Consider the following 18,892-nt stretch of genomic DNA (forward strand, 5'->3'; position numbering starts at 1 on the left):
TAACTCATTCTAACATGGGCGAAGACAACAACCAGTGCCGCAGACACAGTTCGGCATTTCCGTTGAAGATAGCCATCGGTTCTTCTGTCGGGAAGTAGCATGAGGTCATGACCGCCTCCCCCTGATTGATAAAGATCTCGATGCTGCAACGATCGCAAAGCAGCTGTAACTGCTGCAACTGACCGCGCCAGTAGCGGAACTCTGGCAATCCGCTGCGCAGATTATGGCGGCTCAGGGTGATGCGTTCACCATCCCAGGTCAGCATCAGGGCATTACCCAATTCGAGGACAAATGGCGCACTGATGTCGACGATGATCTCAGCGCTACTGATAGGCAGTGCCGGTGCATCCTGCGCGCGACCTTGCCACTGGTGATGCTCGCCGCGTAGGGCCGTTAATTCGCGCGCGGGCTGCTGAATCAATTTATCGCCGTTCAAACTCAACTCGCGCGGGCAGGTCATGATATGAATCCAGCCATAAGCGGTAGTCGGCTGGAACAGCTCATCTTCATCAGGCATCCCCATCCAGCCGAAAAGCAGGCGGCGACCATCTGCGGCCAGTGTGGTCTGTGGCGCGTAGAATTCAAAACCAGCATCCATTTCACGGAAATCCTGATGGCCAAGCACAGCATTGGCATAATCCAATTTGCCCAGCAAATAGCCCGCCTGGAAGGTATTACGATAACGTTCAGCTTCGGCGGGTATCCCTTGCGGGCAGAACATCAAGATATCCTGCGCCCCCAAGGTGAACAGGTCTGGGCACTCCCACATATAGCCGAATGGCCCCAAACCACCCAGCCCGGAACCGGCGATCTCACCCAAATTTTGCCATTCATGCAGATCAGCGGAGCGCCACAGCAGGACTTTACCTTGCAGTTGCTTATCCTGCGCGCCCAGAACCATGTACCACTGGCCGTTGTGCTGCCACACTTTTGGATCGCGCACATGGCCGGTATAGCCCGCAGGTAGCGGGAGCACTGGCCCCAGTTTGTCGAATTCGCCCTGTGCATTCTCCTGCGCCAGACATTGGAAAGCGGTGCGGGAGCCATCGGGATACTTCACATTACCGGTGTAAATTAGGGTGATAAGGTCATCAACGATCACCGCCGAGCCAGAGTAGCAGCCGTGACTTTCGTACTCCTCACTAGGAACTAACGCCACCGGTTGATGCTCCCAATGAACCAGATCAGGGCTGCGCCAGTGGCCCCAAAACTTGTTGCCGTGGCGGCAATCTAATGGATTCCACTGATAGAACAGATGATAATAACCAGCGTGATAAATGAATCCATTGGGATCATTCAGCAATCCGACACTGGGGGCCAGATGCCAGCCGGGGCGGTGCGGGTCTTGCGATGCGCGACACTGACCGCGCATCACTGCCAGCGTAAGCTGTTTGAGTAAACTGGCTTCTTGCATTATTCGCTGTCCGTTTTGTATTTAAGTAGCAGAGAAATAATAAATGCCGCACCAAAGGCAATCACCAATCCAATCAGATAGTTAATGATTGAGTTGCCCTGCACGATGGCGATGCCGGGAATACCGGTTAAGCCCACCGCACTCATATTGACATGGTTGGCCACCACCCATGCACCACCTAAAGCACCGCCGGCCAGTGCCGCCAGGAAGGGTTTGATAAAGCGCAGGTTAATCCCGAAAATTGCCGCTTCGGTAATCCCCAACATGGCAGAAAAAGCGGATGGAATAGCAATGGCCTTAATTTTGGCATCACGGGTTTTAAAGTAAACCGCCAAGCAGGCTCCCCCTTGTGCGACGTTCGCCATTGACCAAATCGGCAGCAGGAAGTTAACGCCGATATTGGGATTACCCAACAAGCCCGCTTCGATAGCATGGAAACTATGGTGGATACCGGTTATCACAATCACTGAATATAGCCCGCCAAACAGCAATCCGGCTAGCCAACCGGCATGGGTAATCAGGGTGCTGAGCACCAGCGAGATCCCATCACCCAGTACGCGTCCGGCAGGGCCGATAAACAGCAGCGCGACAAAACCGGTAATAATGACCGTCAGGAATGGCGTGAGGATCAAATCCAGCGCATCTGGGATCACTTTGCGCAGGCGCTTTTCCAGTAGACTCATAAACCACACGGCCAGTAGCACCGGGAACACCGTGCCCTGATAGCCAATCATCGCCACCTCCATACCAAAGAAATTCATAGTATGGAAACCACCTGCAACGCCCCAGGCATTGGTCAGCGCCGGATGCGTTAGAATGCCGCCTAACGTCGCCCCCAAATAGGGGTTACCGCCAAACTCTTTAGCCGCGGTGAAACCAATCAAAATCGGCAAAATAATAAACGCGGCGGAGCTGAACATATCCAGCATGATAAAGAGTGCGCTATTGGCATCAGCCCAGCCATAGGTTTTCACCATGCCGAGTAGGCCCATTAGCAGACCAGAGGCGACAATTGCGGGGATGATTGGGACAAAAATGTTGGATAACAAACGCGCAATGCGCTGGAATGGATTCAGTTTGCGGGCCGCGGCATCGGCGGCTGCTGATTTACTGGATTCGTTGATCCCCGCGACTTGGATAAACTCGGCATAGACTTTATTGACCAGCCCGGTACCGAAAATGACCTGCAATTGCCCGGCATTACTGAAGCAGCCTTTAACGCCATCGAGTTTTTCCACCGCCGATTTCTGCACCAGTGAGTCATCTGCCAGCACCAAACGCAGGCGAGTAGCACAGTGCGCAGCACTGACAATATTCTCTTTACCGCCAAGCAACGGGAGCAGAGCCTTTACGGTCTCATTAATATTCATTATATCCCTCGCATATTCATTCCGCTTTCTACCTGTCGTAGGCGGATTGTTGTCAAATAAGTTTCCCGCTGTGGCGGCCTATCCCTTGTCACAGCGGGGAATGATCAGAACCAGGTTTCCATTTGGATACCAAAGTTCCATTGACCGCCGGCAGCAAAATCATTTTTACCGAAAGCATCATCCTTGGCGTAATTATCCAGATCTTGGCTCCAATCCATGTAGGTGGCGAAGAGGCGTATTTCCGGGCGGCTGAAGAAGTTACTGATATCACCCGCTTTAAAGGTCGGTGCAAAGGTCAGCTTATAGAAGCCCCCGCTCACTTTGTGGTAATCCTTATAGCCTTGCGGCTCCAGATTCATGTACTGATAGCTGCCCTCATAGGCCAGCGCAAAGTTCTCAGTGATCTCCTGAATCAGACGGGCATTAAAGGTAACCCACTGATATTTATCACCATCAACATAACGATCTTGACTCTGCTGCGCCATGAGGACGGGAGCCAGGCTCCAATCCTTGCTCAGTGCGGTAGTCCCATAGGTGGCTAAACGCCAGGTCTCTGCACCATGGGTCAAATTACCATCGGCACCAATAGATTTAACTTCAGCCCCTAAGCCATGCCCATATAACAGCGCGGTTTTTGATGTCCCAGCGCGCAGCCCATAGAAGCTGTCGCCATGGTAAGCCAACATGCTGTGGATACCTTTATCCGCCGCATGGGTATTGACGATTTCACCACGATTTTCGCGCGCCTCATTATCTTTGGCCCGCAAACCACTCACCATCCACTGGAAGCGGTCGCTGTCATTATTGATAGAGAAATAGTTATTAGCGGTGAAAATGTAGCTCTGAATATCGCTGTTAACATTCTCAATCTCGCCATAATTGCGGCCATATAACGAGAAATTGCTCTTCAGACTCTCGCTCCACTTGATGTCATAAATGCCGCCACCAGTACCGGCGAGGAATACCACGTCGGAATCCAGCCAGTGGATATCGAAATTATCGCGATCGAAACGTTTACCGGCCCACAAGGTACTCTCTTTGAAAATACCATTGAAGGTCGGCAGGGTGCCCAGCTCAACAAACGCCTGACGCACATTGAGGTCACTGCTGTCGGCGGTCCAGTCGTTATAGCTGCGTTGACCATCGGCCAGCATCACTTTGTAGCGGGTGGTCGCCCCGTTATCAAGTTTCTGTTTTTTCTCCAGATTCACCTCAACATAGGTATCTGGCTCATTGCCTAAACGGCCAATCGCGCCGCCAGTGCTACCGGCCGGTGAAACATATGGGCCACCTTGGGTGCCAGTACCAGATGAGTTCATCAGCAGCCCGGAACGGGCATAACCATGGAACTCAAAACCATTGTCACTGGATGTTTTGCTCTCTAATTTCTCGGTACGTTTTGCGACCTGAGCACTCTTTTCTTCTGCTTGAAGTGTGCGAACTTCCAATTTTTGTGCTTGTTTTTCTGCCAGTTCGGCGCGAGTTTCTGCATTTTTCGCCCGTTGCTCTGCTTGCTGCAATCGCTGCTCTAATGCATTGAGGCGCGCTTCGATATCACTCTTTGGGGCGGCTGAGGCGGTAATCGCTGCACAGGAAAGGATAAGTCCTATTGATACAGCAAGATAGCTTGGTTTCATCATCATTTTTATATCACTCGGTATGTGATTGATTGTATTTATGCTAAACAGCTAAACCGGTTTTTCATGGCTAACATAAGGGGGATCCTCGTGGATTAGCAAAATATTTTGCTAACCCGGTTCAGCTATTGTGATCTGCGCTGCAAATTGAGTGATATGGCAGAGGGGGCGGGAATCGAGAGAGCAAGCAATAGGCGTCTGGCGAGATTGCTGTGCTGGGGTGTTTAGCAAAAAAACGTGTCAAATGAGTAAGGAGACCGGATACCGGGGCCAGGAGTATCCGGATGTCGCGAAGCAGTTAGTTATTCCGTTGTAGAAATTGCGCCAGTTGTTGCGCATCAGGCAGGGCGGTCATGGCCCCTTTGGCGCTGGTGGCTAACGCACCACAGGCTTGCGCCTTCTCTATCGCCGCCGTGAGATCTTGGCTCCAGTGCCAATCTGGGTGTTGTGCCAAAGCGGCGAGCAGCCCAGCCACAAAAGCATCCCCCGCGCCGGTGGTATCTATCGGGGTAATTTTGTGGCTGGGATATTTTTTCAGGCCACGGCGGTTATGCACCCAAACGCCCTCAGCCCCTAGAGTCACCAGCAGCAATTTGCAGGCGTAGTCAGCCATCACCTGCGCCATGGCTGTGGCGATATCTGGCTGTGGGCAGATAAAGTTCAGCTCTTCCAGCGATAATTTGACCACATCGGCCAGCTGCAATGCCTGTTGCAGGCAGGGGAGTAACTCTTGTGGTGCGCGCCAAATATCGGCACGAATATTGGGATCAAAACTGACCCATCCACCATCAGCTTTCATGCGCCGCATAGCCTCAAATGCTGTGCTGCGGCTGGGTTCCTGGCTCAAAGCAATAGAGCACAAATGTAGCCACTGATTCGGCTTGAATTCAGGTAAATCAGCGACTTGGAGAAATAAATCCGCGCTCGGTGTCACCATGAATGTAAAGGTACGCTCGCCGTGTTGATCCAAATCCACTACCACTGTTGAAGTATGGTGTGCTGGGTCCAAAATCATGGCACGGGTATCGACACTCTCTTGCTGCAATACCTGCTGCATAAAGCGACCAAAGCTGTCTTGCCCCACTCGGCCAATAAAAGCGCTTTTGCCGCCTAATCTGGCAATGCCGACGGCCACATTTGCGGGTGCCCCACCAGGGCACTTAAGGTAACTATTTGAATTTTCTGGGACTAAATCAATTACCGCATCGCCCAAAACCCAAATGGTGTTTTCCATGATAAACCCCTATTCTCTTCCATCCTATTTGCTGCTAAAAGTAGAAGAATCGGTTTAGCAAAGCAACAAAATAATCATTTAGGGTAGGAAACAGCAGATAGCAGCATGAAAAAATAATTAATCGCGACACTGAAGATAATGATTCAATTTATGAAAAGATATGGATTATCATGAGCGTTCAACTTTATCCAAGGACATTTCATGCCCGGTCTACTATCAGCAGCTTGCTACTATTCGTCGCTCAATTTTTAACGCTAACGGCATCATTCTCTATTTTGGCCGCACCAATTGTGATGGCAGATATTGTCGGCCGTCTGGCTAAGTCCGGCATGTTAATCATTTGTCGGGCTTATGCTTTTCCCCGCCTGCTGTGCTCTCTTTTCCTGAACTATCGCGCCTTTATTTAAATGATAATCATTATTGCACTCTATTCCAGAGGATGAATTTTATTCAACTCCTGACCCGGAAGGAGTAGGGGCATTATCTGGGTGGTAGGGGGGTATTGGTGTGGGATTAATAGATTCGCCATCATTCAAGAACTCATTATGTGCATTTGGAGATTGGAATGATTCGCTTAAATAGATGTTTTCTACCAAAGGATGAGCCAATAATTTATTTTTGTATATGGGATGGCACGGCTTAATAACATAAAGAGAGTGAAAAATAATAGCGCAGTATTAAGCTCAACCACGGGCTGAGAAAATAATAGTCGAGCGCTGTGCTCTACCACTTTATCAGGGTGAAGACTCCACATTTGACAATTTTTCTCCAGCAAAAGCTACCTTATTGCGACCATCTTTTTTAGCCCGATAGAGCGCCTCATCTGCTGCTTTGAGTGAGGATGCCAAATCGTAGGCTTGCAGCGGGGATATACCCGCGCTCAGTGTTACGGTTGTTGATACTTTATGATTGAAAACATGTGGAATATCAAGACCTAACACCCTCTGGCGCACCCGCTCAGCCAATTGGCTGGCATACTCTTCACTCACATGTGTCAGTAAAACCAAAAACTCCTCGCCACCATAACGCACTACGATATCCCGTGAACGCACGGCATCACGGATCGCCGCAGCAACCCGCACCAGCGCTTGATCGCCCATGGTGTGTCCATAGTTATCGTTATAGGCCTTAAAATGGTCGATATCGAGCAGTAACACATAATGATTACCTGGAGACTGTGCCAGCAGTGTCTCAAGTTTGTTCTCCAGACCACGGCGATTATACAAACTGGTTAAGGGATCTATCATGCTTAAATCACTGAATTTTTCTCTTTCATTATAAAGATGTGCGACTAGTTTTCGGGTAAAATCATCGCTGCGCCGCGACATTAAATGATGCAAAGAGAAGCCAATCAGAGGCAGCATAAGAGTGAATGTTATGCGGAAGATATTTTGAAAATCATCCAGGAAAATAACGGTTAATGCAGCTGGCGCAGTGTGCAGGCAAAAAGCGATAAAGTTATCAGACAGCGCAATGGTGCTGATAAAGAAAATGGTAAACAGGCTAAGCAATAAGTAGTTATTTTCATTAGTGCCTAGATATTCGTATTTTAGAATGATTTGCCAGGCCCATAACACGCCCATGATGATTGAAAATAAATTCAGTTTATCCGCATATTTCCTCGAAATAAAAATTAAATAAGCGGCGGAACCTAGGCTGATAACTGCGATCATAACAATCGGCAATGTCACCGCAGGTGTTTTTGGTGACGGTAATATCATACTAAAAATAGCTGACGACGCATTAAGAAATAGAAAAAGCAGTAAAGAGAGCCGATGCTTACTTTTCAGAAGCTGATCGTAGGAGTGGCTATTCATATTCAATTCACTCTGCATAATGTCGTGCTGTCAGTAGACAAATAAACAATATCCTCATGAAGCCATATTATTCAGGCATCACGATAAATAGTTTTTCTAAGTAATTATTTTTGTTTGAAGCGTTTAATATCGTTTTAGGAATTTTCTTAAGTAAAATTACCATTTTTGTTTCCACCTGTCATCATGATGTTTCTTCGCTGATGCCAGCATCGTGCTAGCCCATGGCAACTTCATGATGCAGACTGGCAAAGAGTGATATATGATATTGGTTATCATTATCACTTGGGTGGGGCGTTACTATGATTTCAGCCAGATTAGCCGCTTACCGTTCGTGGGGGATTGGTGGATTATTGAGCCGTGGCATGTCCAGTGGTTGGGGAATACTGCTCCCTTTTGCGTTGCTGCCGCTGCTGGAGTGGGCCGATATCACCGTCGGTCAGTTGCGAATAGTGATAGTACTCGCGATGCTGGCAACCATTAGTATGCTATATCACACTCGGCTGCGGCATTTTCTGTTGCTACCATCTTGTTTGGCGTTGTTGGGGGGGATGGTTGCAGTATTGATGCACAGTGGCATCCGCGAGCTATTTTTTTGAATAAAAGAAAAAGTAAGGGGAGAACAAACAGATAACAATTGGCGGAGATATGAAGCGGAAGAAGATTGAAATCATTGTGGTGCGAAGGGAGGGACTTGAACCCTCACGTCCGTAAGAACACTAACACCTGAAGCTAGCGCGTCTACCAATTCCGCCACCATCGCCCAAATGATCTCTTACTGCTTATCAGCTAATTTGCGTAGCATGATATTTTTTAGATTTATATCACCAGCTTGGTGCGAAGGGAGGGACTTGAACCCTCACGTCCGTAAGAACACTAACACCTGAAGCTAGCGCGTCTACCAATTCCGCCACCATCGCATGTGCTGTGCAATATAAATCTCTACTGCTGGTTGTATAAAAATAATGTTTGGTGCGAAGGGAGGGACTTGAACCCTCACGTCCGTAAGAACACTAACACCTGAAGCTAGCGCGTCTACCAATTCCGCCACCATCGCGTACCGGAAACATGACTTTTTGATGCAACCACGGAGGCGAATTCTAGAGATTTTCACGTTCAGGTCAATACTTATTTCCCCTAAGCGGGACGTTTGCTGTAAAAAACATCATATGTTGTTCAATTGATTTGATTTTTGAGGTATTTTTCGTTTTATCCGCTGAACAACATCTTTCACCGCACTCCGCTCGACGGTGGCGGGTAATGAGCAAATAGCGCGATCAGCCAGTCAATCAGCACTCTGACTCTGGGGGCGAGAAATCGCCCTGGTGGAAACATAATAAACAGCGGCATGGCAGGCGGCGGGCTGTGGGGTAACACCTCAATCAGCTCCCCTTGCGCTAATTGACTCTGGATACCCTGGGTTGGCGCTTGAATTAACCCCAAGCCCGCCACCCCTGCGGCAATATAGGCATCCGCGCCATTAACACTCAAAATACTGGGCAACTCCCGCGTTTCAACCCGCCCTTGATAAGTAAATTCCAAAGGATAGTCACGGTGAGTCAGCTGTGAAAAATAGCCCACCGCTTGATGCCCCGCCAAATCGTCCAGTGATGTTGGCACGCCATATTTCGCCAGATAAGCCGGTGATGCGCAGGTGATCTGTGGTTGCTGGCCAATATTGCGCACGGCTAATTGTTCGTCGTGGGGCAACCAGGCGCGCAACACGCAATCCACCCCTTCGCGCATCAGATCAATAGTGCTGTCATTGGCGCCAAGAATCAGTGTGATATGGGGATAGCGCTGATAAAAGTCACTGAGTGCCGGGATCACGACATTGCGGGCCAGCGAGTGGGGCATATCGATGCGCACTTTCCCCTCGGGCTGCAGCCGTTGGTGGCTAAAGAGTGAGTCCGCTTCTTCAAACGCCGACAGTAATTGCAGGCAGCGCTGGTAGTAGAGCGTGCCTTCGGCGGTGATATTCACCTGGCGGGTGGTGCGCACCAGTAAACGCACACCTAGCCGCTGCTCCAGCCGTTTTAAGGTGTGGCTGACCGTCGCACGTGGCAATTGCAGTTTTTCTGCCGCACGGCTGAAACTGCCCAACTCAACAATACGGACAAAAATCCGCATGGCTTGAATTTGATCCATGATTACATCCGCCTATTGTTGGTGTTTTTTGAACAGTGGTGAGCAGTTTGCATTATTTATCTTTCCTCACGAAACAACCACACTTTCTTCCGACATCACTAATGGGGAGTATCACAATGCAACAACGTCAATTAGGTTTGAATGGTCCGCAAGTCTCGGCACTGGGCCTTGGCTGCATGGGAATGAGTGATTTTTACTCCACCAATCAAGACCACAACGAGTCCATTGCAACCCTCCATCGGGCGCTGGAGCTGGGGGTGACGATGCTCGATACCGCAGATATGTATGGCCCCTTTACCAATGAAGAGTTGGTGGGTCGGGCGATTAAGGGCAAGCGAGATCAAGTCTTTTTAGCCACCAAATTTGGTATTGTACGTGATCCGGCAAATCCGGCGGTACGTGGCGTCAGCAGCCGCCCTGACTACATTCGTCAGTCGGTCGATGGCAGCTTGAAGCGGCTGGGTGTCGAGGTGATTGACCTCTATTACCAGCATCGTGGTGATCCCACAGTGCCAGTTGAAGAGGTGATTGGCACGCTGGCTGATCTGGTCACCGCGGGTAAAATCCGTTATATCGGTCTGAGCGAGGTTTCGGCGGCTACCCTGGAGATAGCCCATCAGGTGCATCCGATTACTGCGGTGCAGAGTGAATACTCACTGTGGACGCGAGATGCAGAGAGTTCTGTGTTGGCGACCTGCGAACGATTAGGTGTTGGGTTTGTCGCCTATAGCCCACTAGGGCGCGGTTTCTTGACTGGCGCGATTCGTAGTCCAGACGATTTGGCTGCTGATGATTTTCGCCGCCATAACCCGCGTTTTCAGGGCGATAACTTTGCACTGAATCTGGCGCTGGCCGATAGCGTGATAAAAATGGCGCAAGATAAAGGGGTTAAACCGTCGCAACTGGCATTGGCGTGGGTATTGGCGCAGGGGAAACACATTGTGCCGATCCCTGGCACCAAACGTCGCAGCTATTTGGAAGAGAATTTGGCGGCATTAGAGGTGGAGCTCAGCCCGCAAGAGTTGGCAGCGCTGGATGCGGTGTTCCCGTTCCATGCCGCAGCAGGTGAACGCTACGGCGCGGAAGGGATGGCCCATCTTAACGCCTGATCTTAACGTTTTTTCTTAGCGTCTCGTGGCGCGCGCCCGACGGTTGCCTGATACACTTTAAAACGGCCATTCTGCGCCAGTACTTCATGGCTGCCAAATGCGGCATCCAGCAGGGCAGGATAAGGCAAGAAGGAGTTCGCCACGATACGCAATTTACCGCCGACATGCAGATGCGCGGTCGCACCACGGATCAGCATTTCAGCCGCTGTTAGGCTAGTTTGAATCCCATCATGGAAAGGTGGGTTCGAAATAATCATCTCGAAACGGCCTTTGATGTCGGAATAGACATTGCTGGCAATCACTTGCGCATCAATATTATTCGCCGCCAGTGTCGCCCGGCTGGCTTCGATAGCTGCCGCAGAGACATCACTCAGGGTCCATTTGATTTTTGGCGATTGTTGCGCCAAAACCGAGGCCAGGACACCGGCACCACAACCGACATCCAGCACGCTGCCTTTAAATGGCTCGCTGAATGTGGAGAGCAACAGATGGCTGCCTGAATCCAGCGAATCACGGCTGAACACACCCGGCAAGGTTTTCACTGTCACATCGCCCACCTGATAACTCTCCCACCAGTCATCGGCATCAAATTCTGGCTGTTTATCCAGGCGGCCATGGTACAAGCCACAACGGCGAGCACTGTCTATCTTGGTCAACTGCGCGAAATCAGCGAGCATCTCTTCTGCGCTGCGCACGCCGCTGCGGTTTTCACCCACCACAAAAATATCGGTGCCGACCGGCAATAAGGAGAGCAGATTCGCCAATTGGAATTGGGCTTCTTGTTTGCTTTTTGGCCAGTAATAGACCAGCGTGTCGCAGGTCGCGACGATTTCAGGTGTCGCCAAAAGCCCGAATTGCACACTCTCTTCCAGCGTATTGCTCAGTAATTGCCAGTGGTGATATTGATTGGAGTGAACCCGTACCCCGGCGGCATCAAACTGCGCTGGCAGCGCATCTTGCAAGTCACCGGCAAACAACACGTGGCGGGCTATAAATTCATCACTATGGCGCAGTATCACTTCACTGGCTGGGGTTAATGCTGACATCAGTCTTTGGCTCCTCAATAATATAATCGGGGATTATAGAGGTTTGTTGGCTCAACCTCTATTTTTGTATTTTTTAGACAAAATAGAGGTGATGCTATCGCGACAAATTGTTGCATTTTGCGCTCTTGTGCCACATTATTGTGGGGTGTGTAATCTGTACATTAAAGAGTGCGTTTTACACGACAAAAAGTGCAGCTACGCACGTTAAAAATTGCGCAAAAAGGAGTAAAACTATGGCAATCAGTATTCGTCTGGATGAGGATTTTGTCACTGACGTTAAAATTCACGCCGAAGCATCAAGTCGCAGCGTGCCAAAGCAGATCGAGCACTGGGCAAAAATTGGTCGTATCGCTGAGGATAACCCTGATCTGCCCTACAGCTTTATTCTGGAAACCTTACTGGCGAAGAGCGAAATCGAGAATAAGAAGGTGTCACGTTATGTCAGAAGAACCAAGCGGTCGGAAGATTGATGTTTATGAAAGTAGCCGCTTCGCAAAAGCGCTGAGTAGGCTCTCTGAACAACAACTTATTGTGGTTGAAGATCACATTGAGCTCATTATTACCAGCCCAGAAATAGGTGAATTAAAGAAAGGTGACCTGAGCTATCTTCGGGTGCATAAGTTTCAGCTCAATAATCAACTGACGCTGCTGGGCTACAGTTGGATCGAGCAGAAAATTGAATTGTATCTTTTGAGCCTCAGTTCCCATGAAAATTTCTATCAGGAGCAAAAGCGCCTACGTAAAGCGGATCTGAAACTGATTAGCTAACTATATTTATCACCAATATGCCATCCGCTGAGCCTGATAAGTAGAGGTTTGTTGGCGCATGTTCGATGGGTTTGCTAGCATAGCGTCGAAATAGGGGTCGCTCTGACAGGAAATGGCATGGCATCGAGACGAGACTTGCTGTTACAACAGCTTGGCATTACGCAGTGGACATTGCGCCGCCCAGCGGTCTTGCAGGGTGAAATTGCAGTGCGCTTACCCGAAGATACCCGCCTGCTGATCGTGGCAGATACGCTCCCTGAAGATGATGATCCGCTGTTGTGCGATGTATTGCGCAGCTTAGGGCTTACTCCTCGTCAGGCCTATGGGCTGACACCGGATCAGGTAGCCATGTTACCAGCGGATACGCAGTGCAACAGTTGGCGGCTGGGCATCAGTGAACCACTAGCGGTCGCGGGTGCACAGTTACACAGCCCGGCATTGGCCGGCCTTTATCAAGACGCGAGCGCGAAGCGCGCACTTTGGCAGCAGATTTGTCACCATGAAGCAGATTTCTATCCTGACGCCAGCCGATCTGGCCACAGCGTACCAAATTGAGCAAGCCAGCCACGCTTTCCCGTGGACGGAAAAAACCTTAGCCAGCAATCAGGGTGAGCGCTACCTCAATTTTAAGTTGAGTGTCGACCAGAACATGGTTGGTTTCGCCATTACCCAAATCGTATTGGATGAAGCAACGCTGTTTAATATCGCCATTGATCCACAGTATCAGCGTCAGGGCTATGGACGCCTGCTGCTTGAACACCTGATTACCCAGTTGGAAACACGGGGTATTGTCACACTCTGGCTTGAAGTTCGGGCCTCAAACGCCGGCGCTATTGCCCTGTATGAGAGTCTCGGTTTTAACGAGGTCTCGGTGCGCCGCAACTACTACCCGAGTGCTGATGGGCGTGAAGATGCCATTATGATGGCGTTACCCATGGGATAGCACTGTTTTTGCCGATGGTTTGTCTTGAATAAGATGGTTTGTCTTGAATAACCGCTGGTTTGTCTTGAATAAATTGTCTATCTCGCATAAATCAGGGAAAATACCGCGCTATAACCACTTATACCCCAAGTGACGGGTGTTGCCGCTGAATAGGCAGCAACGTCAAATAAGCGGGGTATAGCGCCATAATTCAATGCCTTGCTTTGCCTGACTGGCACATCAATAGGATGTGCGGCCCAGAGCAGGGCGGCCTAAAAGTAGAAATTTCAAACTATGTCTCCAAGTGAATATGCACTGGAAGTGGCGAAACGACGTACTTTCGCCATCATTTCCCACCCCGATGCCGGTAAAACTACCATTACCGAAAAAGTGTTGCTGTTTGGACACGCAATCCAGACCGCCGGTACGGTAAAAGGCCGTGGCTCAAGTCATCATGCCAAATCTGACTGGATGGAGATGGAAAAGCAGCGCGGTATCTCCATCACCACCTCGGTGATGCAGTTCCCGTACGGCGGTTGCCTGGTTAACTTGCTCGACACCCCAGGGCATGAAGACTTCTCTGAAGATACTTATCGTACTCTGACCGCGGTCGACTGCTGCTTGATGGTGATCGATGCGGCTAAAGGGGTTGAAGACCGCACGCGCAAACTGATGGAGGTCACTCGTCTGCGTGATACGCCGATCCTGACCTTTATGAACAAATTGGACCGCGAGATCCGTGATCCGATGGAAGTGCTGGATGAAGTGGAGCGTGAGCTGAAAATTGCTTGTGCGCCAATCACCTGGCCGATTAGCTGTGGTAAGTCGTTTAAAGGGGTTTACCACCTCTATAAAAATGAAACTTACCTGTATCAGACCGGCAAAGGCCACACCATTCAGGAAGTGCGCACTATTAAAGGGCTAAATAACCCGGATCTGGATGTTGCGGTGGGCGAAGATATCGCCAGGCAGTTCCGTCAGGAGCTGGAGCTGGTGCAGGGCGCTTCCCATGAGTTTGATCATGAAGCTTTCCTGTCGGGGGACTTAACGCCGGTCTTCTTTGGTACTGCGCTGGGTAACTTTGGTGTCGACCATATGCTGGATGGTTTGGTGGAGTGGGCGCCAGCCCCGATGCCACGTAAAACCGACACACGGGTCGTGGTTGCGGCTGAAGAGAAATTCACCGGTTTTGTATTCAAGATTCAGGCCAATATGGACCCGAAACACCGTGACCGCGTTGCTTTTATGCGTGTAGTTTCAGGCCGTTACGAGAAAGGCATGAAACTGCGTCAGGTGCGCACCAAGAAAGATGTGGTGATTTCCGATGCGCTGACCTTTATGGCCGGTGACCGCTCACACATTGAAGAAGCCTATGCTGGCGACATTATCGGCCTGCATAACCATGGCACGATTCAAATCGGCGATACCTTCACCCAAGGTGAAGATATGAAGTTCACCGGTATTCCGAACTTCGCCCCTGAACTGTTCCGCCGCATTCGTCTGCGCGACCCATTGAAGCAAAAGCAGCTGCTGAAAGGTTTGGTTCAGCTGTCAGAAGAGGGCGCGGTGCAGGTGTTCCGCCCATTGACCAACAACGATTTGATTGTCGGCGCGGTCGGTATTCTGCAGTTTGAAGTAGTTTCATCACGGCTGAAAAGCGAATATAACGTGGAAGCGGTATATGAATCCGTTAACGTCTCAACTGCCCGTTGGGTTGAGTGTGACGACGTGAAGAAATTCGAAGAGTTTAAACGTAAGAATGAAGTTAACCTGGCATTGGATGGTGGTGATAATTTGAGCTATATCGCGCCAACCATGGTCAATCTTAATATTACGCAAGAGCGTTACCCAGAAGTCCGTTTCCGTAAAACTCGCGAGCATTAATCCCGCCGCAAGCCGCACGCTATCGGGGTACAGCGTACCCCGATTCATTAAACTCCCTCATAAACTCATCCCTAAGATAACTCTGACTTAATCATAAAAATCTGCCTTTAGGCCGATTCCGACTCTATTTCTCCTCAAATGCTCTATCTTTATAACTACGCACAGGATTGAGTCGCATTTACTTTGGGGCGACTAACCTGTAGTAATCGTAAAGTATTCATCAAATGGCTACCCCTCTGCGGTGGCATAAGAATCCGCAAATTGGGGCGTTATAGCCAGTTTGGGGTTCAAAACAATAAAAGGAAGAAATCGATGAAAAACACAAAATTTGCCCGTTCAGTGATGGCTGTTGTTTTAGGTACTGCGCTTATCAGCGGTAGTGTGCTGGCCGAAGACACTATGCTCAATAAAGCCTCCAACGCTGTGGACAGGACCGGTGCCAAAATCGATAGCTCCATGAAGAAAGTGGATAATTACATGGGGGATAGCGCAGCAACGGCAAAAGTGAAAAGCGCGTTGCTGGAGGAGAAATCCCTCAAAAGTACTGATATTTCAGTTGAAACCAACCATGGCGTCGTGACGCTGAGTGGCTTCGTTACTTCTCAGGCAGAAGCTGAAACTGCCGTTGAAATTGCCGCAAACGTTGAAGGTGTAAAATCCGTTAGCGATAAGCTGCATGTGAAAGATCAGAAAACACAATCGGTTAGTGAATATGCTGGCGATGCTGCGACAACCAGCTCCATCAAGGCCAAATTACTGGCTGATGACATTGTCCCGTCACGTAAAATAAAAGTTGAAACCACCGAGGGTGTGGTGCAGTTGTCCGGTACTGTTGAGAATAAAGCTCAGTCCGAACGTGCTGAAAGTATCGCCAAAGCGGTAGATGGCGTGAAAAGTGTCAAAAATGATCTGAGCATCAAGCCTTAATTGTTATCCGACTGACGGGTGTTTCGTGGGTTATTGATTAGCCCACGGAATATTAATTAAAACGGTAAGGAGAAGCTTATGTTTCGCTGGGGCATCATATTTCTGATTATTGCATTAATCGCTGCGGCATTAGGTTTTGGTGGGCTGGCGGGCACCGCAGCCTGGGCGGCGAAAGTCGTCTTCGTCGTCGGTATTGTGCTATTTCTCATCAGTTTGTTTACAGGACGTAAGCGCCTTTAGTATGGCGAGAGGGTTACAGCAAAGGTGAAGAAGGGGTATCCTCGACACCTGTTGTAGCCGAATTAAGGATGGATGGTGGGATACAGAATACCTATCACGCTCGGAAATATTGAGCCACTCGCCTATAAACCATATCAACCCGGTAAAATGGCGTTGGTGTGTGAGGGGGGCGGGCAGCGGGGAATTTTTACAGCCGGTGTGCTGGATGAGTTCCAGCGCGCCCGCTTTAACCCTTTTGATCTAATGATCGGCACATCCGCTGGCGCACAAAACCTCTCCGCTTTTATTTGCGGCCAACCTGGCTATGCCCGTCGCGTCATTACCCGTTACACCACAACCGCTAATTTCTTCAATCCATTACGTTTTGTCCGTGGTGGGCACTTAATTGATCTCGATTGGCTGGTGGATATCACTTCACAGCAACTGCCGCTGGCACTCGATCACGCCGAACAGCACCTGATTAATGGGCGCGAATTCTTAATGTGCGCCTGCCGTAGTGATGATTTCGAGCCAACCTATATCGCTCCCACCCGTGAAAGCTGGCTACCGGCGCTTAAAGCCTCCAGTGCCATTCCCGGTTTTTATCGTCAAGGCGTTGATTTGGATGGCATAAGTTATCAGGATGGCGGCATCAGTGATGCAATTCCGGTTGAAGAGGCCTATCGCCGTGGCGCGGATACTATCGTGGTTATCCGTACTGTTCCTTCGCAGGCTTACTGTACCCCGCAATGGATGAAGCGGATGGAGCACCTGCTGAGTGAGAGCAGTTTGCAGCAGCTGGTGCGGATCATGCAACAGCATGAACAGAGCTATCATCGCATTCAGCAATTCATTGAAAAGCCGCCGGGTGACCTGCGGATTTTCGAGATTTTCCCGCCCAAACCCCTTGCCAGTAATGCACTAGGGAGCCGTGTGGCGGCACTGAATCAAGATTACCATTTGGGCCGCCGCTGTGGCCGCTATTTTCTGGCCACCGTCGGGCACTGGCTCTTGCCCCGTGACGGGCAGTATCAAGCTGAAATGAGTGGCGAGAAAACTGCGATCCCTCTCTCCCGCCGTATGATCCAGCCACAAGATATTAACCAGCTAGATGATATGGCTGAGTTGATTGATAGCGATGATTCTTCATTTGATATCATTCAAACGCCAGATATTATCACTCCCGTCGATTCAGTTACCGTGGCAAATCAACATATTCCACCTCAGATGACCGTGGCAGACAGCGGGCTTATTTTGCCGACCACCACGCACAATAAAAGCAAAAGTAAGCTGTTGGCGGGCGAGATTATTTCGCCTCTGAGCGCGGCAAAAAACAAAGGTGATACGGCCTAATGGCACTGATAGCGGGGCCGACGCCCTCATTTATTGATCCCCCCTATTTTGTTGACACCCACTGTCACTTTGACTTTCCACCATTCAGCGGTGAGGAGCTCGCCAGCTTAGCGAGCGCTGCGCAGGCGAATGTCAGGCAACTGATTATCCCTGCTGTGAGTACGGCTTACTTCCCCCGCATTTTAGCTTTGGCTGAGCGCTATCCGCCGCTGTTTGCCGCACTGGGTATGCACCCGCTCTATATTGCTGAGCATCAGGAGGCAGATTTAGCGGCGCTGGCCTCTTATTTGGCGAATAAACCGGAAAAACTGGTAGCGGTGGGGGAGATTGGTCTGGATCTCTATATGGATGAGCCGCAGTTTCTACGACAATTAGCGCTATTACAGGCTCAGCTTAAGCTGGCTAAACAGCACGATCTCCCGGTTATTTTGCACTCCCGCCGCTCCCATGATCAACTGGCTGCCGCATTGCGCAAAGCTGCATTGCCGCGCACTGGTGTGGTGCATGGCTTTGCTGGCAGCTTAGCGCAAGCGCAGGCATTCATTCGCTTGGGTTATTACATTGGCGTTGGGGGAACCATCACCTATGAGCGGGCGCAGAAAACCCGCAAGGTTATGGCGGCATTACCGCTCTCTGCTCTGTTACTGGAAACTGATGCGCCGGACATGCCATTGGCCGGTTTCCAAGGTCAACCCAATCGACCCGAGCGTGCTGCCCATGTGTTCGCGGCCTTGTGTGAATTGCGCTCAGAAGCGCCGCAAGAGGTAGCCACCCATCTGCTGGCGAATAGTCAGCGCTTATTTCGCTTACCCTCTGCTGATAAGCTTTCGCGATAACACCGTCTCCTCGATTGCACATGAAAAGCTAACTAATAATTAGCGTGCCATTTCTTCTATTGTGATTTTTCTGTGACCATCATCACAATAAATATCAAACAGTTGCTCTGAGTTGTGTTTATTTGTGACAGAGATTGTTTGATAGCGCGCGCTTGTCGGTATAATCCCGCCCATATTATTTTCATACAAATCATTAACAGGATGATCTTAC

General features: G+C 49.9%; 19 protein-coding genes and 3 tRNA genes. 12 read left to right on the forward strand and 10 right to left on the reverse strand.

Features of this window, described 5'->3' with window-relative positions; translation table 11 throughout:
• Positions 1-4: 4 nt before the first annotated feature.
• From HRK25_RS09145 to HRK25_RS09160, 4 genes are all read right to left on the reverse strand, one after another.
• Positions 5-1,414, reverse strand: a complete 1,410-nt coding sequence (locus tag HRK25_RS09145) for a glycoside hydrolase family 32 protein (protein WP_005270818.1) — start codon at positions 1,412-1,414, stop codon at positions 5-7.
• Positions 1,414-2,784, reverse strand: a complete 1,371-nt coding sequence (locus tag HRK25_RS09150) for a sucrose-specific PTS transporter subunit IIBC (protein WP_032896394.1) — start codon at positions 2,782-2,784, stop codon at positions 1,414-1,416. The genes HRK25_RS09145 and HRK25_RS09150 overlap by 1 nt, the downstream gene beginning before the upstream one ends.
• Before the next feature lie 104 nt (positions 2,785-2,888).
• On the reverse strand, positions 2,889-4,427 hold the full coding sequence (locus HRK25_RS09155; protein WP_005270817.1) for a carbohydrate porin: 1,539 nt from the start codon (positions 4,425-4,427) through the stop codon (positions 2,889-2,891).
• A gap of 292 nt (positions 4,428-4,719) precedes the next feature.
• Positions 4,720-5,655: an aminoimidazole riboside kinase gene (locus HRK25_RS09160; RefSeq protein ID WP_005270816.1), complete on the reverse strand. Its 936-nt coding sequence runs from the start codon at positions 5,653-5,655 to the stop codon at positions 4,720-4,722.
• Between the two features lie 170 nt (positions 5,656-5,825).
• On the opposite strand from HRK25_RS09160, the gene HRK25_RS09165 reads away from it, so the two are divergent.
• Positions 5,826-6,062 carry a hypothetical protein gene (locus tag HRK25_RS09165; protein WP_143707641.1) on the forward strand — a complete coding sequence of 79 codons (237 nt, stop codon included), beginning with the start codon at positions 5,826-5,828 and terminating at the stop codon, positions 6,060-6,062.
• A gap of 327 nt (positions 6,063-6,389) precedes the next feature.
• On the opposite strand, the gene HRK25_RS09170 is transcribed toward HRK25_RS09165, so the two are convergent.
• Complete coding sequence (locus HRK25_RS09170) at positions 6,390-7,490, reverse strand: GGDEF domain-containing protein (RefSeq protein ID WP_005270813.1); 1,101 nt, start codon at positions 7,488-7,490, stop codon at positions 6,390-6,392.
• A gap of 281 nt (positions 7,491-7,771) precedes the next feature.
• Between HRK25_RS09170 and HRK25_RS09175 the strand changes: the two genes are divergently transcribed.
• Complete coding sequence (locus tag HRK25_RS09175) at positions 7,772-8,068, forward strand: DUF1435 family protein (protein WP_005270798.1); 297 nt, start codon at positions 7,772-7,774, stop codon at positions 8,066-8,068.
• A gap of 77 nt (positions 8,069-8,145) precedes the next feature.
• Here the strand turns inward: HRK25_RS09175 and HRK25_RS09180 are convergent.
• The 4 genes from HRK25_RS09180 to HRK25_RS09195 all read right to left on the reverse strand — a co-directional run bounded on the left by HRK25_RS09180 (position 8,146) and on the right by HRK25_RS09195 (position 9,617).
• Positions 8,146-8,232 (reverse strand) — tRNA-Leu (locus HRK25_RS09180).
• A 70-nt stretch (positions 8,233-8,302) separates the two neighbouring features.
• Positions 8,303-8,389, reverse strand: a tRNA-Leu gene (locus HRK25_RS09185).
• A 50-nt stretch (positions 8,390-8,439) separates the two neighbouring features.
• Positions 8,440-8,526 (reverse strand) — tRNA-Leu (locus tag HRK25_RS09190).
• A 173-nt stretch (positions 8,527-8,699) separates the two neighbouring features.
• Complete coding sequence (locus tag HRK25_RS09195; protein WP_005270795.1) at positions 8,700-9,617, reverse strand: LysR family transcriptional regulator; 918 nt, start codon at positions 9,615-9,617, stop codon at positions 8,700-8,702.
• A 116-nt stretch (positions 9,618-9,733) separates the two neighbouring features.
• Between HRK25_RS09195 and HRK25_RS09200 the strand changes: the two genes are divergently transcribed.
• Positions 9,734-10,726 carry an aldo/keto reductase gene (locus HRK25_RS09200; RefSeq protein ID WP_005270786.1) on the forward strand — a complete coding sequence of 331 codons (993 nt, stop codon included), beginning with the start codon at positions 9,734-9,736 and terminating at the stop codon, positions 10,724-10,726.
• A 2-nt stretch (positions 10,727-10,728) separates the two neighbouring features.
• On the opposite strand, the gene rsmC is transcribed toward HRK25_RS09200, so the two are convergent.
• Complete coding sequence (rsmC, locus tag HRK25_RS09205; RefSeq protein WP_005270781.1) at positions 10,729-11,772, reverse strand: 16S rRNA (guanine(1207)-N(2))-methyltransferase RsmC; 1,044 nt, start codon at positions 11,770-11,772, stop codon at positions 10,729-10,731.
• Positions 11,773-12,005: 233 nt separating this feature from the next.
• Here rsmC and HRK25_RS09210 point away from each other — a divergent pair, with 233 nt between their 5' ends.
• The 9 genes from HRK25_RS09210 (at position 12,006) to HRK25_RS09250 (ending at position 18,681) form a co-directional block, all read left to right on the forward strand.
• Positions 12,006-12,242, forward strand: a complete 237-nt coding sequence (locus tag HRK25_RS09210) for a TA system antitoxin ParD family protein (RefSeq protein WP_005270776.1) — start codon at positions 12,006-12,008, stop codon at positions 12,240-12,242.
• Complete coding sequence (locus tag HRK25_RS09215) at positions 12,211-12,540, forward strand: type II toxin-antitoxin system RelE/ParE family toxin (RefSeq protein ID WP_032896392.1); 330 nt, start codon at positions 12,211-12,213, stop codon at positions 12,538-12,540. The genes HRK25_RS09210 and HRK25_RS09215 overlap by 32 nt, the downstream gene beginning before the upstream one ends.
• Positions 12,541-12,657: 117 nt before the next feature.
• Positions 12,658-13,095 (forward strand): DNA polymerase III subunit psi, encoded by a 438-nt coding sequence (locus HRK25_RS09220; RefSeq protein WP_032896389.1) that lies wholly within the window; start codon positions 12,658-12,660, stop codon positions 13,093-13,095.
• Positions 13,040-13,483 carry a ribosomal protein S18-alanine N-acetyltransferase gene (gene rimI, locus HRK25_RS09225; protein ID WP_032896386.1) on the forward strand — a complete coding sequence of 148 codons (444 nt, stop codon included), beginning with the start codon at positions 13,040-13,042 and terminating at the stop codon, positions 13,481-13,483. The genes HRK25_RS09220 and rimI overlap by 56 nt, the downstream gene beginning before the upstream one ends.
• Positions 13,484-13,756: 273 nt before the next feature.
• Positions 13,757-15,346: a peptide chain release factor 3 gene (gene prfC, locus HRK25_RS09230; protein ID WP_005270758.1), complete on the forward strand. Its 1,590-nt coding sequence runs from the start codon at positions 13,757-13,759 to the stop codon at positions 15,344-15,346.
• A gap of 312 nt (positions 15,347-15,658) precedes the next feature.
• Entirely contained in the window at positions 15,659-16,273 is a 615-nt protein-coding gene (gene osmY, locus HRK25_RS09235) for a molecular chaperone OsmY (RefSeq protein ID WP_032896384.1), read from the forward strand.
• A gap of 78 nt (positions 16,274-16,351) precedes the next feature.
• On the forward strand, positions 16,352-16,513 hold the full coding sequence (locus HRK25_RS09240) for a DUF1328 domain-containing protein (RefSeq protein WP_004876076.1): 162 nt from the start codon (positions 16,352-16,354) through the stop codon (positions 16,511-16,513).
• Between the two features lie 72 nt (positions 16,514-16,585).
• Entirely contained in the window at positions 16,586-17,845 is a 1,260-nt protein-coding gene (locus tag HRK25_RS09245; RefSeq protein ID WP_005270727.1) for a patatin-like phospholipase family protein, read from the forward strand.
• Positions 17,845-18,681, forward strand: a complete 837-nt coding sequence (locus HRK25_RS09250) for a TatD family hydrolase (protein ID WP_032896380.1) — start codon at positions 17,845-17,847, stop codon at positions 18,679-18,681. Before HRK25_RS09245 ends, HRK25_RS09250 begins: the two co-directional genes overlap by 1 nt.
• Positions 18,682-18,892: the final 211 nt, after the last annotated feature.

Source organism: Yersinia bercovieri ATCC 43970, assembly GCF_013282745.1.
GTDB lineage: Bacteria > Pseudomonadota > Gammaproteobacteria > Enterobacterales > Enterobacteriaceae > Yersinia > Yersinia bercovieri.

Excerpts from the sequence above, each read along its gene's own strand:
- HRK25_RS09160 (WP_005270816.1), bottom strand. The coding sequence starts at position 5,655 with ATGGAAAACACCATTTGGGTTTTGGGCGATGCGGTAATTGATTTAGTC.
- HRK25_RS09215 (WP_032896392.1), top strand. The coding sequence starts at position 12,211 with ATGTCAGAAGAACCAAGCGGTCGGAAGATTGATGTTTATGAAAGTAGC.
- HRK25_RS09145 (WP_005270818.1), bottom strand. The coding sequence starts at position 1,414 with ATGCAAGAAGCCAGTTTACTCAAACAGCTTACGCTGGCAGTGATGCGC.
- HRK25_RS09245 (WP_005270727.1), top strand. The coding sequence starts at position 16,586 with ATGGTGGGATACAGAATACCTATCACGCTCGGAAATATTGAGCCACTC.
- HRK25_RS09220 (WP_032896389.1), top strand. The coding sequence starts at position 12,658 with ATGGCATCGAGACGAGACTTGCTGTTACAACAGCTTGGCATTACGCAG.
- HRK25_RS09175 (WP_005270798.1), top strand. The coding sequence starts at position 7,772 with ATGATTTCAGCCAGATTAGCCGCTTACCGTTCGTGGGGGATTGGTGGA.
- HRK25_RS09165 (WP_143707641.1), top strand. The coding sequence starts at position 5,826 with ATGAGCGTTCAACTTTATCCAAGGACATTTCATGCCCGGTCTACTATC.
- HRK25_RS09150 (WP_032896394.1), bottom strand. The coding sequence starts at position 2,784 with ATGAATATTAATGAGACCGTAAAGGCTCTGCTCCCGTTGCTTGGCGGT.
- rimI (WP_032896386.1), top strand. The coding sequence starts at position 13,040 with ATGAAGCAGATTTCTATCCTGACGCCAGCCGATCTGGCCACAGCGTAC.
- HRK25_RS09195 (WP_005270795.1), bottom strand. The coding sequence starts at position 9,617 with ATGGATCAAATTCAAGCCATGCGGATTTTTGTCCGTATTGTTGAGTTG.
- HRK25_RS09155 (WP_005270817.1), bottom strand. The coding sequence starts at position 4,427 with ATGATGATGAAACCAAGCTATCTTGCTGTATCAATAGGACTTATCCTT.
- HRK25_RS09170 (WP_005270813.1), bottom strand. The coding sequence starts at position 7,490 with ATGCAGAGTGAATTGAATATGAATAGCCACTCCTACGATCAGCTTCTG.
- HRK25_RS09200 (WP_005270786.1), top strand. The coding sequence starts at position 9,734 with ATGCAACAACGTCAATTAGGTTTGAATGGTCCGCAAGTCTCGGCACTG.
- HRK25_RS09210 (WP_005270776.1), top strand. The coding sequence starts at position 12,006 with ATGGCAATCAGTATTCGTCTGGATGAGGATTTTGTCACTGACGTTAAA.
- rsmC (WP_005270781.1), bottom strand. The coding sequence starts at position 11,772 with ATGTCAGCATTAACCCCAGCCAGTGAAGTGATACTGCGCCATAGTGAT.
- osmY (WP_032896384.1), top strand. The coding sequence starts at position 15,659 with ATGAAAAACACAAAATTTGCCCGTTCAGTGATGGCTGTTGTTTTAGGT.
- HRK25_RS09240 (WP_004876076.1), top strand. The coding sequence starts at position 16,352 with ATGTTTCGCTGGGGCATCATATTTCTGATTATTGCATTAATCGCTGCG.
- prfC (WP_005270758.1), top strand. The coding sequence starts at position 13,757 with ATGTCTCCAAGTGAATATGCACTGGAAGTGGCGAAACGACGTACTTTC.
- HRK25_RS09250 (WP_032896380.1), top strand. The coding sequence starts at position 17,845 with ATGGCACTGATAGCGGGGCCGACGCCCTCATTTATTGATCCCCCCTAT.